Annotated in this window: 1 protein-coding gene (running past one end of the window); it reads left to right on the top strand. The window is 61.7% G+C overall.

The features are described 5' to 3' along the window. Positions 1 to 17,531, top strand: the 3' portion of a protein-coding gene (locus tag AB1286_RS26625; RefSeq protein ID WP_430366214.1) for an SDR family NAD(P)-dependent oxidoreductase. The gene continues 16,345 nt to the left of window position 1, outside the view; only the last 17,531 of its 33,876 coding nucleotides appear in the window; the start codon falls outside the window, past its left edge; its stop codon occupies positions 17,529 to 17,531.

Below are 17,531 nucleotides of genomic sequence, written 5' to 3'. Positions count from 1 at the left end.
TGAGCTATATCGAAGGACGGCGGCACCTCGTGGAACTGATGGAGGTGGCGATCGATCAACCGGCGCGATCGCCGTGGCGAGACGCGGGCGTGTATTTGATCACGGGCGGCGCGGGCGGGCTCGGGTTGCTCTTCGCGAGGGAAATCGCGGAACGCGCCCATGCGCCTGTGCTCGTACTGAGCGGCCGTTCGCCGTTGGATGCGCGTAGACAATCGCAGCTCGATGCATTGCGCGCGCTCGGCGCGACGGTGGCCTACCGGCAGGCGGATATTGCCGATGCGCTGATGGTGCAAGGCCTCGTCGACGGAATCGTCGACGAGTTCGGCGCGTTGCATGGCATCGTGCACAGCGCGGGTGTCATCCACGACAACTTCTTGCTGAAGAAGACACCGGCCGAGTTGAAGACGGTTCTGGCGCCGAAGGTATCGGGCCTGGTGGCGCTGGACGAGGCGACGAAGGCGATCTCGCTCGATTGGCTCATGCTGTTCTCGTCGGTGGCCGGGATGTTCGGCAACGTCGGGCAGGCCGACTACTCGGCGGCCAACGGCTTCATGGATGCCTACGCGGCCTACCGGAACGGCTTGGCGGCGGCAGGGCTGCGCCAGGGGCGCACGCTTTCGCTCAATTGGCCGCTGTGGGCAGAGGGCGGCATGCAAGTGGATGCGGCAGTGCAAGAGCGGATCCAAGCGCGCGGAATGCATGCACTGGAGACGGGCGCCGGCATCCAGGCCCTGTACGACGCATTCGCCTGCGACCAATCGCAGGTGGTGGTAGTTTCCGGCGTCGTCAAACGGCTGCAATCGCTGTTTTTGCGTGAGCACAAAACCGCACCGGCGGTCGTGCCGGTGACGGTCGTTCAGCCGCAACCGCAACCTAAACCGCAAGCGAAGCCCGAACCGCAACCTCAACCTCAACCGCGGCAGATACAGTCTTCGGCTCCTGCTGCCGTCAGCGGCGGCGATCTGCTGAAAAAGGTACAGGCGGAATTGCTTCAAGCGGCCTCTGCGTTTCTCAAAGTCGAGGCCGGCAATTTCGAGTTGGATGCCGAGCTCAGCGAGTACGGCATGGACTCGATCGGCTTTTGGCGATTGACCAATCAATTGAACGAGACCTACGGACTCTCGCTCGAGCCGACCGTCTTCTTCGAATACACCACGTTGGAGAGCATGTCGCAGCACCTCGTGCGCGCCCACGGCGCGGCGATGGCCGCTGTGCTGACGCCGACGCAAAGTCATGCGCCGGTTCAGGTCGAGGCCCTGGCCGCTGGCATGCCAGCGCCGCAGCCCGTGCCGCAGGCGGCCCGCTCGATCGAAGTGCGCCCTCGGGCTGCTCAACCGTTGAACGCCGGGCGTCGCCGCTTTACGTCGAACGTTGCGGTTGCCGCACCCGAGCAAGCAATCGAGCGCGCGGCCAAGCATGATCAGGAGGCGATTGCGATCGTCGGCATGAGCGGGTGTTTCCCGCAAGCGCCGGACTTGGACGCGTTCTGGCAGAACTTGCTGCAAGCGCGCAACTGCATTAGCGAAGTGCCGATCGAGCGCTGGGATTGGCGTACGGTCTACGGCGAGATGGGCCCGAAGGACGGCAATAGCGGCGTCAAATGGGGTGGCTTCATCGACGGCATGACCGAGTTCGACCCGCTGTTCTTCGGCATTTCGCCGCGCGAAGCGGAATTGATGGATCCGCAGCAACGCTTGTTGATGACGTTCGTATGGCGTGCGATCGAGGATGCGGGGTATTCGGCGCAAAGCTTATCCGGTAGCGATATGGCGGTATTCGTCGGGATAGGCGATACAGGCTATAGCGCCTTGCTTTCCCGAGCCGGCGTACGCAATCAGGGTTACAGCAGTACGAGTTTGGTCCCCTCGATCGGGCCGAACCGGATGAGCTACTTCTTGAATCTGCACGGTCCGAGCGAGCCGATCGAGACGGCGTGCTCCAGTTCGCTGGTGGCGATTCATCGCGCCTTGCAGGGCTTGGCCGACGGCAGCTTCGAAATGGCGGTCGTGGGCGGCGTCAATACACTAGTCAGCCCGATGACGTCGTTGAGTTTCAGCAAAGCGGGAATGCTTTGCGAGGACGGGCGGTGCAAGACGTTCTCGAAGGATGCGAACGGATATGTGCGCGGCGAAGGTGCCGGGATGCTGGTGCTCAAGAAGCTGAGTGCGGCCGAGCGTGACGGCGACCACATCTACGGCTTGATTCGAGGCAGTGCGGAGAACCATGGCGGACGAGCGCAGTCGCTCACGGCACCCAATCCGAAGGCGCAGGCCGCTTTGCTCAAGCGCGTGTATTCGCAGGCGGGCGTCGATCCGCGTACGGTCAGCTATATCGAGGCGCATGGGACGGGCACGCCGCTGGGCGATCCGATCGAAGTCAATGCGCTGAAGAGTGCGTTCGCCGAATTGGGCGGAGAGGGGTTGCCGGCAGGCTATTGCGGGTTGGGCTCGGTGAAGACCAACATCGGCCACTTGGAATTGGCTGCGGGCGTGGCGGGTGTGATCAAGGTCTTGTTGCAGTTCAAGCACAAGACGTTGGTGAAGAGCTTGCACAGCGAGCAGGTCAATCCGCTTATCCAACTGGAGGACAGCCCGTTTTACATCGTGCAGCGCAATCGGCCGTGGGACCGGCTGAAAGACGAGCATGGAAACGTATTGCCGCGGCGCGCGGGAGTGAGTTCGTTCGGCTTCGGCGGAGTGAACGCGCACGTGATTCTGGAGGAATACATTCCGAAGGAAGAGGCTCGCGTTGCGATGCCTATGTCATCGGCTAAACCCGCGATCGTCGTGCTGTCGGCGAAGAACGATGAGCGGTTGAAGGCGCAGGTTGAGCAATTGCTGGATGCGGTACAAACGCAGGAGCTTAGCGATTCCGATCTAGCGGATGTGGCGTACACGTTGCAGATCGGGCGCGAAGCGATGGATGCGAGGCTGGGCCTGCTGGTCGATTCGATGGCAACGCTCAAGGAGAAGCTGCGCGCGGTCTTGGATGGGCGTGAGGTCGCAGGCGTGTACCAAGGGCACGCCAAGCGAGGCAAGCAAGCGCAAGACGGAACGATCGGCGCAGACGCTGAGCAGTGGGTAGCCGATGGTCACTACGGCAAATTGCTCGAGTCGTGGGTGAACGGAGTGGCGTTCGACTGGCGCAAGCTCTACGGCGAAACCAAGCCGCGCCGTCTCAGCTTGCCTACCTATCCGTTCGCGAAGGACAAGTACTGGGTGCCGGTGACCCATACGGCCATTGCGCAAGGCAGTGACGCATTGCATCCGTTGTTGCATCGAAACACGTCGAACTTCGGCGAACAACGTTTCACTTCCACGTTTACGAGTGAAGCATTCTTCTTGCGAGATCACGTGATCGACGGTCGGTGCGTGCTTCCCGCGGTGGCTCATCTGGAAATGGCACGCGCCGCGATTTCGTATGCGGCGAATCTCGGCGAGGAAGACGCCTACATTGCTATCGAGCAGGTGAAGTTCGCTAGGCCTTTCGCGCCGAATGACGCAGCGCAGTCCGTGCACATTGCGTTGATGCCGAGGGATGGCGGCTCGGCGGACTACGAAATCTACGCACAACAGGATGGGGCTGCTCAAGCCGTCGTCTACTCGCAGGGTCGTCTGGTGTTCGGCAAAGCGACCGAATCCGATGTCCTTGCGTTGGATGGACTTCGTGCGCAATGCCAAGACAAGCGTTTCGATGCCGAGCAGTGTTATGCAATGTTCGAAGCCTTCGGCTCGCGATACGGCACGAGCATGCGTGGGCTCGAGTCGCTACACGTCGGCCGGGATTCGGAAGGATATGCGCAAGCGCTCGGCAAACTGTCGATTTCGATGGACTCCGATGCCGAGTCGTTTGTGCTGCATCCGAGCATCATGGCCGCGGCGCTCCAGGCCTCGCAAGGACTGAGTTTGAGCGAGATAGGGACTTGCGCACGCATCGCCGAGTCGCCGTTTGCCATTGAGCGGCTGGAGATTTTCGGTGGGTGTCCGCCGCAAGGTTGGGCATGGGTGCGTTATAGCGAGGACGGTCTCGCAGACGATCGAGCAAGGAAGTTCGATATCGACGTCATGGACGCGCAGGGGCGGGTTTGCGTGCGTTTGCACGGTTGTAGCTTCCATGTGGACGCGCTGACAGATGATCAAGCGCAGTCAGATGCCGTGGTGTCGGCATCGTCGGCCGAGATCGATCTGCACGTTTTGCAGGAGAAGACGCTCTATCGGTTGAAGGCGCTTTTCGCCGATGCCGCCAAGCTGCCGATCGAACAACTTGATGTCAATGAACCGTTCGAGAGTTATGGCATCGACTCGATCATGATCATGGCGTTGAACGAAAAGCTGGTGTCGGTGTTCGGCACGCTATCGAAAACGCTGTTCTACGAGTACGCAACCCTTGATGCGTTGGCCGGTCATTTCACGGAAGAGCACACCGACGCGACCGCACGCTGGTGCGGTATCGAAGCGGCCCCTCACCAGGATGCAAAAATCGGCGACGCTGCTAAAGCGTACGACAAGCGAGCCAAATCGAACGGCCTGAGCGACGATGCGGTGCAATTGCCCTCGTTGAGAAGCTCGGCACGAGGTTTGAGCCGCGTATTGCCGACCCGGCCTGCGATCGAACGCGAACCGATTGCGATCATCGGTATCAGCGGGCGCTATCCGCAAGCGTCGAGTTTAGAGGCGTTCTGGGAGAACCTGAAATCGGGCCGCGATTGCATCACGGAGATCCCGCAAGAGCGGTGGCCGCTCGCCAACTTCTATGAAGCCGATCCTGAACGTGCGGTGGCAGAAGGCAAGAGCTACAGCAAGTGGGGCGGGTTCGTCGACGGCTTCGCCGATTTCGATCCGTTGTTTTTCAACATGTTGCCGAGCCAGGCGGAAGGATTGGATCCGCAAGAACGCCTGTTCGTGCAGGCGTGCTGGTCCGCGCTGGAAGATAGCGGCTACACGCGGGAGCGCTTGGAGAAACGGCACCAGCGCCGGGTAGGCGTGTTCGCAGGTATCACTAAGACGGGCTTCGATCTGTATGGTCCGCCGCTTTGGGAACAGGGCGAACGACTGCATCCGCATACTTCGTTTAGTTCAGTGGCGAATCGGGTGTCGTATCTGCTGAATCTGCAAGGCCCGAGCATGCCGATCGATACGATGTGCTCGGCTTCGTTGACGGCGATTCATGAGGCATGCGAGCACTTGTACCGAGGCGAATGCGAGCTGGCGCTAGCTGGGGGCGTAAACCTTTACGTTCATCCGTCCAATTACGTGGCGCTGAGCACGCAGCGGATGCTGTCCTCGGACGGCCGGTGCAAGAGTTTCGGGGAAGGCGGCAATGGCTTCGTGCCGGGTGAGGGTGTTGGCGTTGTGCTGCTTAAACCGCTGAGCCGAGCGCAGGCCGATGGGGACGTGATCCATGCGGTAATTCGCGGCACGAGCATCAACCACGGCGGCAAGACCAACGGTTATACGGTACCGAGCCCGAATGCGCAGGAGGAATTGATTCGTCAGGCGCAGCAACGCTCGGGCGTTCATCCGCGCACGATCAGCTATATCGAAGCCCACGGCACCGGTACGGCGTTGGGTGATCCGATTGAAATCACGGGATTGACCAAGGCGTTCGGGGAGACGGGTGACGCAGGTCAGTACTGCGCGATCGGTTCGGCGAAATCGAACATCGGCCATTGCGAAAGCGCGGCCGGCATTGCGGGCGTGACGAAGGTTGTGCTTCAGATGAAGCACAAGACGCTTGTGCCGAGCCTGCACGCCGAGGCCCTCAATCCGAACATCGACTTCGAGAAGACGCCGTTCGTGGTTCAGCGCGAGTTGGGCGAATGGAAGCGGCCGGTGGTGTCGGTCGACGGGGGCCCAGCAAAGGAATATCCGCGCATCGCGGGCATTTCATCGTTCGGTGCGGGCGGCTCCAATGCGCACGTGATTCTGGAGGAGTACATCCCGAGCGAAGAAGCTCGCCTGATCGTACCGGTCACGGCTGCAAGGCCGGCGGTCGTGGTGCTTTCGGCGAAGAACGAGGAGCGTTTGCAGGACCAAGTGCGCCAACTGTTGGATACAGTGCAAGCCCGAGACTTTACCGACGCCGACCTGGCCGACGTGGCCTACACGCTCCAAGTGGGACGCGAACCGATGGATTTCCGGCTGGGCATGCTCGTCGATTCGATGGGCGCGCTCAACGATAAGTTGCGGTCCATCCTAGAGGGGAAAGGTGCGGAAGGCGTCTATTCGGGGCAGGTCAAGCGTAACAAGGAAGCGCTCGGCCTATTCGCGGGCGACGACGACTTCCGTCTGACGCTCGAATCGTGGGTGGCTAAAGGAAAATACGGCAAGCTGCTCGAACTGTGGGCCAAAGGCATGAGCGTGGATTGGGATGCGCTATATGGCGAGGCGAAGCCGTCCCGAATCAGCTTGCCGACCTATCCCTTCGCAAAGGAACGGTATTGGCTACCGGCCGTGAAGAACGGGGCCGCGAAACGTGCGGCCGTCTTGCATCCGTTGCTGCATGAAAACACCTCGGATTTCGGTGAGCAGCGATTTACCTCCGTGTTCGACGGGGATGAGTTTTTCCTGCGCGATCACGTTGTGGACGCGTACCGCGTACTGCCAGGAACGGCCTATCTGGAGATGGCGAGGGCGGCTGTAGCGAAGACGACAGGTGCCGCTGGCATCACCCTCACGGGCGTCGCTTTCGGTCAGCCGGTCGTGGTCGAGGACGCAGGCCAAGCCGTCCATATCGCGTTGATGCCGCGGGACGGCGGCGAGATCGCTTATGAAATCTACACGCAAGCGAATGCACAGGCGGAAGCGCTGGTGCATGTCCAAGGCCAAGCGACGGTAGGCGAAGCGCCGCAGCCTGAGCGGCTAGCGCTCGCCGCCTTGCAGACACAGTGCCAAGACAAGCGTCTCGACCCGGCGCAGTGCTACGCCGCATTCGAGGGGTTGGGTTGGCAATTCGGACCTCGGTTACGCGGGCTCGAGTCGTTGAACCTAGGCCGGGACGAACGAGGGCAAGCCCAATTGCTCGCGAAGCTCGCCATGCCGGCTGGGCTCGGCGCCGAGCCGTTCGTCTTACACCCGAGCATGATGGTGGGGGCATTCCAAGCGGCGCTCGCGCTGAACTTGGACGAAGCCGGCACGTCCAGCGGCTTGGGGCCGGCGCCGTTCGCATTGGAGCGGTTGGAAATTTTCGATGCGTGCGCATTGCAAGCATGGGCGTGGGTGCGCTATAGCGCGGGCGATACGGCCGCCGGTGCGGTACGCAAGCTCGACATCGACATCGCCGATGAGCAAGGGCGGGTGTTGGTTCGCTTGCAGGGCTGCGGCTTCCGAATCGGGGCACTTGCCGACGACAGTGCGCGCGCGACTCAAGAGATGCCCGATGCCGGGCCTGCGGCCGACGCGCGCGTCTTGAAAGAAAAGACGCTCTATCGATTGAAGACGTTGTTTGCCGAAGCCAGCAAACTACCGCTGAATCGTCTCGATGCGAGCGAGCCGTTCGAAAGTTACGGCATCGATTCGATCATGATCATGACGCTGAACGAGAAGCTCGTGGCGGTGTTCGGCGAATTGTCGAAGACGTTGTTCTACGAACACGCAAGCCTCGATGCGATGGCCGGCTATTTCGCACAGGAGCATGCCGAAGCGAGTGCGCGCTGGTGCGGCGTCGATGGGACGAGGCGCGAAGATGCGCCGAGAGCGGAAAACGTGAATGGAAGCGCGGCGCTCTTGCGCTCGGTGAGAGGCCGTGCGCATGGCCGCACGCGGGCGATTTCGGTTGGGCACGCGCGCGAGCGCGAGCCGATCGCGATCATCGGTATCAGCGGGCGCTATCCGCAGGCGTCAAGCCTAGAGGCGTTCTGGGAGAACCTGAAATCGGGCCGCGATTGCATCACGGAGATTCCGCAAGAACGGTGGCCGCTCGCCGACTTCTATGAAGCCGATCCTGAACGTGCGGTGGCAGAAGGCAAGAGCTACAGCAAGTGGGGGAGCTTCCTCGACGGCTTCGCCGATTTCGATCCGCTGTTTTTCAATATTCCGCCGAGCCAGGCCGAGCGGATCGATCCGCAGGAGCGCTTGTTCCTACAGGCGTGCTGGTCCGCGCTGGAAGAAAGCGGTTATACGCGGGAGCGCTTGGAGAGCCGGCACCAACGCCGGGTGGGCGTGTTTGCAGGTATCACGAAGACGGGCTTCGATCTGTATGGCCCGCCGCTGTGGCGTCAAGGCGATACATTCCACCCGCACACGTCGTTTAGTTCGGTGGCCAATCGCGTGTCGTATCTGCTGAATCTGCAAGGCCCGAGCATGCCGATCGATACGATGTGCTCGGCCTCGTTGACGGCGATTCATGAAGCATGCGAGCACTTGTACCGAGGCGAATGCGAGTTGGCCTTGGCCGGGGGCGTCAATCTTTATCTGCACCCGTCTAATTACATTGCCTTGAGCACGCAGCGGATGCTGTCCTCGGACGGCCGATGCAAGAGTTTCGGCGAAGGCGGCAATGGTTTTGTACCGGGTGAGGCTGTCGGCGTCGTGCTGCTTAAACCGCTGAGCCGGGCACAGGCCGATGGCGATGTGATCCACGCGGTGATTCGTGGGACGAGCATCAATCACGGCGGCAAGACCAACGGCTATACGGTGCCGAGCCCGAATGCACAGGAGGAATTGATTCGTCAGGCGCAGCAGCGCTCGGGCGTTCATCCGCGCACGATCAGCTATATCGAAGCGCATGGCACCGGTACGGCGTTGGGCGATCCGATCGAAATCACGGGTCTAACCAAAGCGTTCGGCGAAACCGGCGAGGCAGGTCAGTACTGCGCGATCGGTTCGGCGAAATCGAACATCGGCCATTGCGAAAGCGCGGCCGGTATTGCGGGCGTGACGAAGGTCGTCCTTCAGATGAAGCACAAGACGCTTGTGCCGAGTCTGCATGCCGATACGCTCAATCCGAACATCGACTTCGAGAAGACGCCGTTCGTGGTTCAGCGCGAGTTGGGCGAATGGAAGCGGCCGGTGGTGTCGATCGACGGGGGACCGGCAAAAGAATATCCGCGCATCGCGGGCATTTCTTCGTTCGGCGCGGGCGGCTCCAACGCGCACGTGATTCTGGAGGAGTACATCCCGAGCGAAGAGGCTCGCGTGATCGTACCGGTCACGTCGGCAAGGCCGGCAGTCGTGGTCCTCTCGGCGAAGAATGAAGCGCGCTTAAAGGATCGAGTGCGCCAACTGCTGGATGAGGTGCAAGCGCGAGATCTGACCGATGCCGATCTAGCGGACGTGGCCTACACGTTGCAAGTGGGACGTGAAGCGATGGAGTCGCGCCTGGGCGTCGTCGTGGAATCCATGGATGCCCTGAAAGATAAGTTGCGGGCCATCCTGAGCGGTCGCGATGTCGAAGATGCCTACACCGGTCAAGCCAAGCGCGACAAAGAATCGTTGAATCTGTTTACAGGCGACGAGGACCTACAACAGACGATCGGGTCGTGGGTGGCTAAAGGTAAGTACGGCAAGCTGCTCGAGTTCTGGGTGAAAGGTCTGACGTTTGACTGGGAGATGCTTTACGGCGAGACGAAGCCGCGCCGCATCAGCCTGCCTACCTATCCGTTTGCACGAGAGACATATTGGGTTCCGGCCGTGCAGGAACGTGTAGTCGCGGCCGCAGCCGTATTGCATCCGCTGCTGCATCGGAATACTTCGACCCTCGACGAACAACGTTTCAGCTCGACATTCGACGGCGAGGAGTTCTTCTTGAAGGACCATGTCGTGCAAGGCCGTCGCGTGCTGCCGGGCGTTGCGCACTTGGAGATGGCGCGTGCCGCGGTGACCGAGGCCCTGGATATCCGGCAGGGCGATACGCCTTGCATCACGCTCAAGCAAGTGGCGTTCGCTCGGCCGCTCGCAGTCGGCGGCGCGGGGCAGACCGTTCACATCTCGTTGACGCCGCAAGACAACGGTGAGATCGATTACGAGATCTACACGCAAGCGGACGCGAGCGCCGAAGCCATTGTGCATTCGCAAGGCCAGGCCGCGATCGACGACTCGATCGAGCCCGTGGCGCTGGCCATCGATACGTTGCGTGCGCAATGCCAGGAACGGCATGTGGACGGTGCGCAGTGCTACGCGGTGTTCGATGCGCTGGGATTGCAGTACGGGACAAGCTTCCGTGGGCTCGACGCGTTGGACGTGGGACGCGATGCACAAGGGCAGGCTCAGGTATTGGCCAGCCTAGCCATGCCGGCGGGACTCAGCGTCGAGCCGTTCGTGTTGCATCCGAGCATGATGGATGCCGCGTTGCAAGCAGCGTTTGGGTTGAGCTTGAGCGAGCCGGGCGGCAAAGCGTCGTTGCCGTTCGCGCTGGAGCGTTTAGAGGTTTTGAGCGCGTGTCCGTCGCAGGCTTGGGCATGGGTTCGCTATAGCGAGGGCAGCACGGCCGGTAGTCCCGTGCGCAAGGTCGATATCGATGTGATGGATGAACACGGGCGCGTTTGTGTTCGCTTGCTGGGTTTCACGTCCCGCGTTCTGGACGGCGCTGCGTCGACGGATTCGTCCACGATCGGCACCTTGCTGCTCAAACCCGAGTGGCGCCCGCAGCCGGTCGAGGCGGGCACGCCGCGAGCCTACGCCCAGCGCTGGGTCGTGCTGGGTGAGGAGTTGTCGGGTTTGGCCGCGGACGTGGAAGCGCAGTTGCCGCAAGCGCAGTGCGAGGCGTTGCGCGGCGAGGGCGGCCTTGCGGCACGCTATGAATCGGCGACCACGCAAATGCTCGCGTTGCTGCAAGTCGTATTGCAGTCGAAACCGGCAGGCGACGTGCTCCTGCAAGTGGTGATCGCCGACGACGGCGAGTCTCGGTTGTTGGCAGGGCTAACGGGTCTGCTGAAGACGGCGCGTCAAGAAAATCCGAAGCTGCTCGGGCAAGTGATCGGTGTAAGCCGGCAGGCAAACGCGGGCGAGGTGGTGGCGGCGTTGCAAGAAAACGCCGCGGCTCCCCACGATGCGCGCGTGCGCTATGTCGCGGGTCAGCGCCAAGCGCTCGGCCTGGCCCAACTGACGCGGAACGCGGGCGCGCAATCGCCGTGGCGCGACGCCGGTGTGTATTTGATCACGGGCGGTACGGGAGGATTGGGGCTGCTATTCGCGCAGGAGATCGCGCGACATGCCGATGCCCCGGTTCTCGTACTGAGCGGCCGTTCGCCCTTGGATGACCGTAAGCAATCGCAGCTCGACGCATTGCGCGCACTGGGCGCCACGGCGGTGTACCGGCAGGCGGACATCGCCGATTCGTTGATGGTCCAAGGATTGGTGGACGGGATCGTGGACGAGTTCGGCGCGCTGCACGGCATCTTGCATAGCGCGGGCTTGATCGAAGACAACTTCCTGCTGAAGAAAACGACGGCCGAGTTGCGGGCGGTGCTAGCGCCGAAGGTGTCGGGGCTCGTGGCGCTCGACGACGCGACCAAGGCGCTTGCGCTCGATTGGTTTGTGCTCTTTTCCTCCGTGGCGGGTGTATTCGGCAACGTGGGACAGGCCGACTATGCGGCGGCCAATGGATTCATGGATCACTATGCCGAGCATCGCAACGCCTTAGTGGCGGCGGGGCGCCGGCACGGGCGCACGGTCTCGCTCGACTGGCCGCTATGGGCCAAGGGGGGAATGCAGGTCGATTCCAGCGTACAGGCACGCATCCAAGCCCGTGGCTTTCATACGTTGGAAACGGCCGCGGGGATTCAAGCGCTTTGCGATGCGTTGGCCTTGGAGGAGTCCCAAGTAGTCGTGTTGGCGGGCGACGTCAACCGTTTGCGGTCGATGTTGTTGCGCGCGCCGGGCGAAACGTCTGCCGTGCAGGTATCGGCTCAACCGTTAGTTGCGGCCGAATCGGTTGCATCGAGAGGTGACACGGCCGTCGTGGGAGCCGACGATCTGACGGCGAAGACGGTTTCCTATTTGAAGCGGTTGCTGTCATCGACATTGAAGTTGTCGGCGGATCGGATCGACGTGGATGCGATGTTGGATCAATACGGCATCGATTCGATCCTTGTGCTCAAGCTCACCGCCGAGTTGGAAAAGAGTTTCGGGCCGTTATCGAAGACGCTGTTCTTCGAGTATCAAACGCTGGGCGCGTTGGCCGAGTACTTCGTACAGTCGCATCGTGATCGGTTGGTCGCATTGCTGGGTGTGGACACGCGTGGCGAAACGGCGCGGCCGGTAGCGGTCGAGCCGCGTGCGATGCCCGCTGTCGCGGGTAGCCGCGTACGTACGAGCCGGTTCGCGCCTCGCAGCGCTAAGCGAGAACAAGCGGCGCCTGTCTCGAACGATATGGACATCGCCATTATCGGGATCAGCGGCCGATACCCCGATGCGCGCAACCTCGATGCGTTCTGGTCGAATCTGAGCGAGGGCAAGGATTGCATTCGCGAGATTCCCGCCGAGCGCTGGGATCATGGGCTGTATTTCGACCCCGACAAAGAAAAGCTGGGCAAGAGCTACAGCAAGTGGGGCGGGTTTATGGAGGGCGTGGATCAATTCGATCCGCTGTTCTTCAATATCTCGCCGCGCGAAGCCGAACTCATGGATCCGCAGGAGCGCCTGTTCCTGCAATGCGTGTACGAGACATTGGAAGATGCGGGCTATACGCGTGAGCGCTTGCGGCAGTACCAAGGGCTTGGGCTAGAGGGCAATGTCGGCGTGTTCGTCGGCGTGATGTACGAGGAATACCAGCTCTATGGCGCACAGGAGCAAGTGCGTGGCCGAGGGCTGGCGATTTCGGGCAGCGCGTCGTCGATCGCGAACCGGGTGTCGTACTTCTGCAATTTCCATGGGCCTAGCTTGGCCCTCGACACGATGTGCTCGTCGTCGCTGACGGCGCTGCACTTGGCTTGCCATAGCTTGCAACGTGGTGGATGTGAGTTGGCTGTGGCTGGTGGGGTGAATGTATCGGTACATCCGAACAAGTATCTGCTGCTCTCGGGCGGCAAGTTCACCTCCAGTAAAGGCCGTTGCGAGAGCTTCGGCGAGGGTGGCGATGGGTATGTGCCGGGTGAGGGCGTCGGTGCGGTGCTGCTCAAGCCGCTGGCGAAGGCGATTGCCGATGGCGATCAAATTCATGGCGTGATCAAGGGCACGGCGATCAACCATGGGGGCAAGACCAACGGCTACTCGGTGCCGAACCCGAATGCGCAGGCGAGTGTGATCAGCCAAGCGTTGAAGAGCTCGGGCGTGGATCCGCGCACGATCAGCTACATCGAGGCACACGGCACGGGTACGTCGCTAGGCGATCCGATCGAGATTACGGGCTTGAGCAAGGCATTCGGGCAAACCGGTGACGCAGGCCAGTATTGCGCGATCGGCTCGGCCAAATCGAATATCGGGCATTGCGAAAGCGCGGCGGGCATTGCGGGTATTACGAAAGTGCTGCTGCAAATGAAGCACAAGAAGCTGGTGCCGAGCCTGCATTCGCAAACGCTCAATCCGAACATCGACTTCAAGAAGACGCCGTTCGTCGTGCAGCAAGAGCTGGGGGAATGGAAGCGGCCGGTGGTCTCGATCGATGGCGGCCCGGCGCGCGAATATCCGCGTATCGCGGGGGTTTCTTCGTTCGGTGCGGGTGGATCGAACGCGCACGTCATTCTGGAGGAGTACATCCCGAGCGACGAGGCACGTGTGGTGGTGCCGGTATCGTCGGCGCGGCCGGCGGTGGTGGTGCTGTCGGCTAAGAACGAAGATCGTTTGAAAGACCAAGTTCGCCAACTGCTGGAGGCGGTGGAATCGGGCAAGCTGAGCGATGCGGATCTGGCCGACGTGGCATACACGCTGCAAGTAGGCCGCGAAGCGATGGAGTCGCGGCTTGGTGTCGTAGCGGATTCGATGGAGGCCTTGAAAGAGAAACTGCGGTCCATTCTAAACGGTCAGGACGCGGACGATGTCTACACCGGTCAAGCGAAGCGCAACAAGGACGCGCTGGGTCTGTTCGCTGGCGACGACGATTTTGAGCAGGCGATCGAGTCGTGGGTGGCCAAAGGCAAGTACGGCAAGCTGCTCGAGCTGTGGACCAAGGGCATGGCCATGGACTGGCACAGGCTCTATGGCGAGCCGAAGCCGCGCCGCATTAGCTTGCCGACCTATCCGTTCGCTCGCCAACGTTACTGGGTCAAGCTAAGCGCCCAGAGCGCGACCGCACCTGTCGATGCCTCGCCGGCCCCGGACGCATCGGCAACCGCCTCCGGTAGCCGTGGCATTCGCTATTTGAACAAGCAATGGGAAGCTGCCGCGCCGAGCGTGAGCCTGCAATCGAACGCAGCGGTGATTATCGTTGCCGATGACCAGACGACCGATATCGCCGCGCGCCTGGCACAGCGCTTTGGCCAGGTCCAAGTACTCGATGTATCCCACGGCTCCGCCGTCGCACCGAACTGGGCCGATTGGCAGGGCTGGATCGATTTGACCGGTATTGGCGCCGGTTTTAACGAAATTGCGTTGGGTTGGCTACAGCAGTGGCTGGAGCAAGGCCCGCGAGACGGCGCCGTAGCACTCGGTATTACGTGCGGCTTGGAGTCGCTGAACGCTCGCACGCAAGACACGACCGGCGCGTTGTCGGCTGGCCTGTATCGCATGCTGCAAAGCGAATACGGCCGGATATCCGCGCGTCATGTCGATTTAGACACGGCCGAGAACGAGCACGCCTGGCTCGACGAAATTGCGGCGGAGTTGCAAGGCGAAGGTGATGAGGCCGAGGTTTGTTATCGGTCGGGCACTCGGTATCGAAGCGTATTGGCCGAGTCGACCGCTGGGGCGATTGGGCGTGACGCGATCGAGCTTGGGCCCGATGCGGTGGTTTGGGTGACGGGCGGTACACGCGGCGTCGGTTATCTCTGTGCGCAACATTTGGTCCGTCAATACGGCGTCAAACGCTTGGTTCTGAGCGGGCGTGACGTACTGCCGGCGCGCGAGCAATGGAGCGCATACCGGGACGGTACCGATGCCGTAAGCCAAAAAATCCGCGCTATTGAGGCGTTGGAGGCGCAAGGCGCGCAGGTTTGGGTCAGCGCGGTCGCACTGGACGATGCGCAGGCCGTGACTCGAGAACTCGCGACGATCAAGGCAACCCTTGGCGACATCGGCGCATTGTTCCATGCCGCCGGCAGCATGGACCTGAACACGCCCGCGCTCATACGGAAATCGCTGACGGGCATTCAGGAAGTCTTGAAGCCGAAGGTAACGGGCTTGGCGACGCTACTGGCCTGTCTGGCTAACGAGCCCTTGATGTGCACCGTGTTGTTCTCGTCGGTGTCGGCAGTGATCCCGAGTCTGGGCGCGGGTCAGGCGGACTATGCGATGGCTAACGCCTACATGGACTATGTGGCCCAAGCGCAAGCGCAGTCCGAGCGCAACCGAATCGTTAGCGTCCAATGGCCGAATTGGAAGGAGACGGGGATCGGCGAGACGCGCAGTGCCGTATATCGGAAGACGGGTCTGCTTAGCCACACCGACGTCGAAGGTCTGCGGTTGCTCGACGAGGTGTTGCGTCGCGGGCTCGGCCCGGTGGTGATGCCTGCGGTCGTCGATGAATCGCGATTCGATGCGTCTGCGTTGATGAAGCGTGCGATGCAACCGAACCAGGTGGGATCGCGCGCAGCATCGAGTAAGGCTCGGGCCACGGAGGCCGCTTCGGTTACGAGCGAGCAGCCGTCGACCGGCGATACGTTGGAAGCACGCGCACAAGTATGGCTCACAGCGCTCGTGGCTGAGCAGTTGAGGCTGACGCTGGAGGAGGTGGAAGCCGATACGCCGTTGCCCGATTACGGCGCCGATTCGGTGATGCTGGCGCAGATGCTGCGGCCGATATCGACGGCGGTAGGCGTACCACTGGATCCGTCGATCGTGTATGAGCACTCGACGCTGAACGCGTTGACGCGCTGGCTCGTTAAAACCCACGGGGAGGCGCTGGCCGTCAAGCTGCCGGGCAATAGCGATAACGCTAGCGATAGCGTCGAACCTGATATGCCAAGTACGTCCAAGGTCGAGACGCCAGATGTGCAAGTCGCACAGGAAGCACTTCCGACGTTACTGCCGCAACTCGAGTCGAGGCAGTTCACTGCACCGGTGAAGCCGGACTACACGACAAAGATTGCCGTGGTCGGACTGTCCTGCCGATTCCCGGGCGCACCGACGCTCGATGCGTATTGGCAACTGCTTGCAAACGGCGGAAGTGCGATCAAAGCGATTCCGCAGACGCGTTGGGGGAAATCGTCGAGCACCTACTACGCGGGCTTGCTCGATAACGTGACGCACTTCGATCCGGAGTTCTTCCTTATTTCGCGGGACGATGCGCGGGCGATGGATCCCCAGGCATTGCTCTTACTGGAAGAGAGCCTGAGCCTTTGGCATCACGCCGGTTATCGGCTGTCGGAAGTGAAGGGGCGGCCGATCGGCGTTTATCTGGGCGCGAGGAGCCAGCATCGGCCGGATGAGCAGACGTTCCTGCAAGCGAACAACCCGATCCTAACCGTAGGCCAAAACTACTTGGCGGCGAACATCTCGCGCTATTACGACCTGCGCGGCCCGAGCGTGGTGGTGGATACGGCGTGTTCGTCGGCGTTGGTCGCGATGAACATGGCGATCCAGGCGCTGAAGGCCGGCGATATCGAGGCGGCGTTGGTGGGCGGTGCGAGCGTGCTGCAATCAGACGGTGCATTGAGGCTGTTCGAGCGGCGCGGCATCTTGAACCGCGAGCCGCATTTCCACGTATTCGATCAACGCGCGCGCGGCGCGGTGTTGGGCGAGGGCGTTGGGCTGGTCATGCTCAAGCGTCTGGACGATGCGTTGGCCGGCGGCGATGCGATCTACGGCGTGATCGATGGGATGGCGATCAACAACGACGGGCGCACGGCGGGGCCGGCCGCGCCCAACATCGAAGCGCAGCGCGAGGTGATGCGAAGCGCGCTGGCACGCAGTGGCCGCACGCCCGAGAGCGTGAGCCATATCGAAGCGAATGGTTCAGGTTCTGAGGTCACGGACCTGCTTGAGTTGAAGGCGATCGAGTCGGTGTATCGGGCGGATAGCGGCGCGCCGTGCGAGCTGGGCGCGATTAAGCCCAATATCGGCCATCCCTTGAGCGCGGAGGGAATCGCCAGCTTCATCAAGGTGATCTTGATGCTGCACCACGGGCAGCGCGTGCCGTTCCTCTCGGCGCAACAGCCGATGACGCACTACGACTTCGCGGCTTCGCCGTTCCGTTTCAATCGTCGTTTGACGCCGTGGGGCGAGTGGCCGGCGGTCGCGGGCATCAACTGCTTCGGCGACGGCGGGACCAACGCGCATGTGATCGTCAGTGCGTGGCAAGGCGCAACGGATGGGCGCATCGTACGCGGGCCGCTGCCGGCACCGTCGCTCAACAAAGTCGATGTCTATGCGTTGCGCACGACAGAGCGCGAAGCGAAATCCCACCGTCCCAAGCTCGACCAAGAAGATAAGCCTTCCCGCGAGGTGCGCGAGGCGGTCGAGTACGCGTCCAGCGATAGCGATGTTTGGGAATGGCTGTAA

This window comes from Trinickia sp. NRRL B-1857 (assembly GCF_050470685.1).
Classification (GTDB): Bacteria; Pseudomonadota; Gammaproteobacteria; order Burkholderiales; family Burkholderiaceae; genus Trinickia.
Note: the sequence above shows the minus strand (reverse complement) of the source record. Positions and strands in the feature narration are given on the sequence as shown.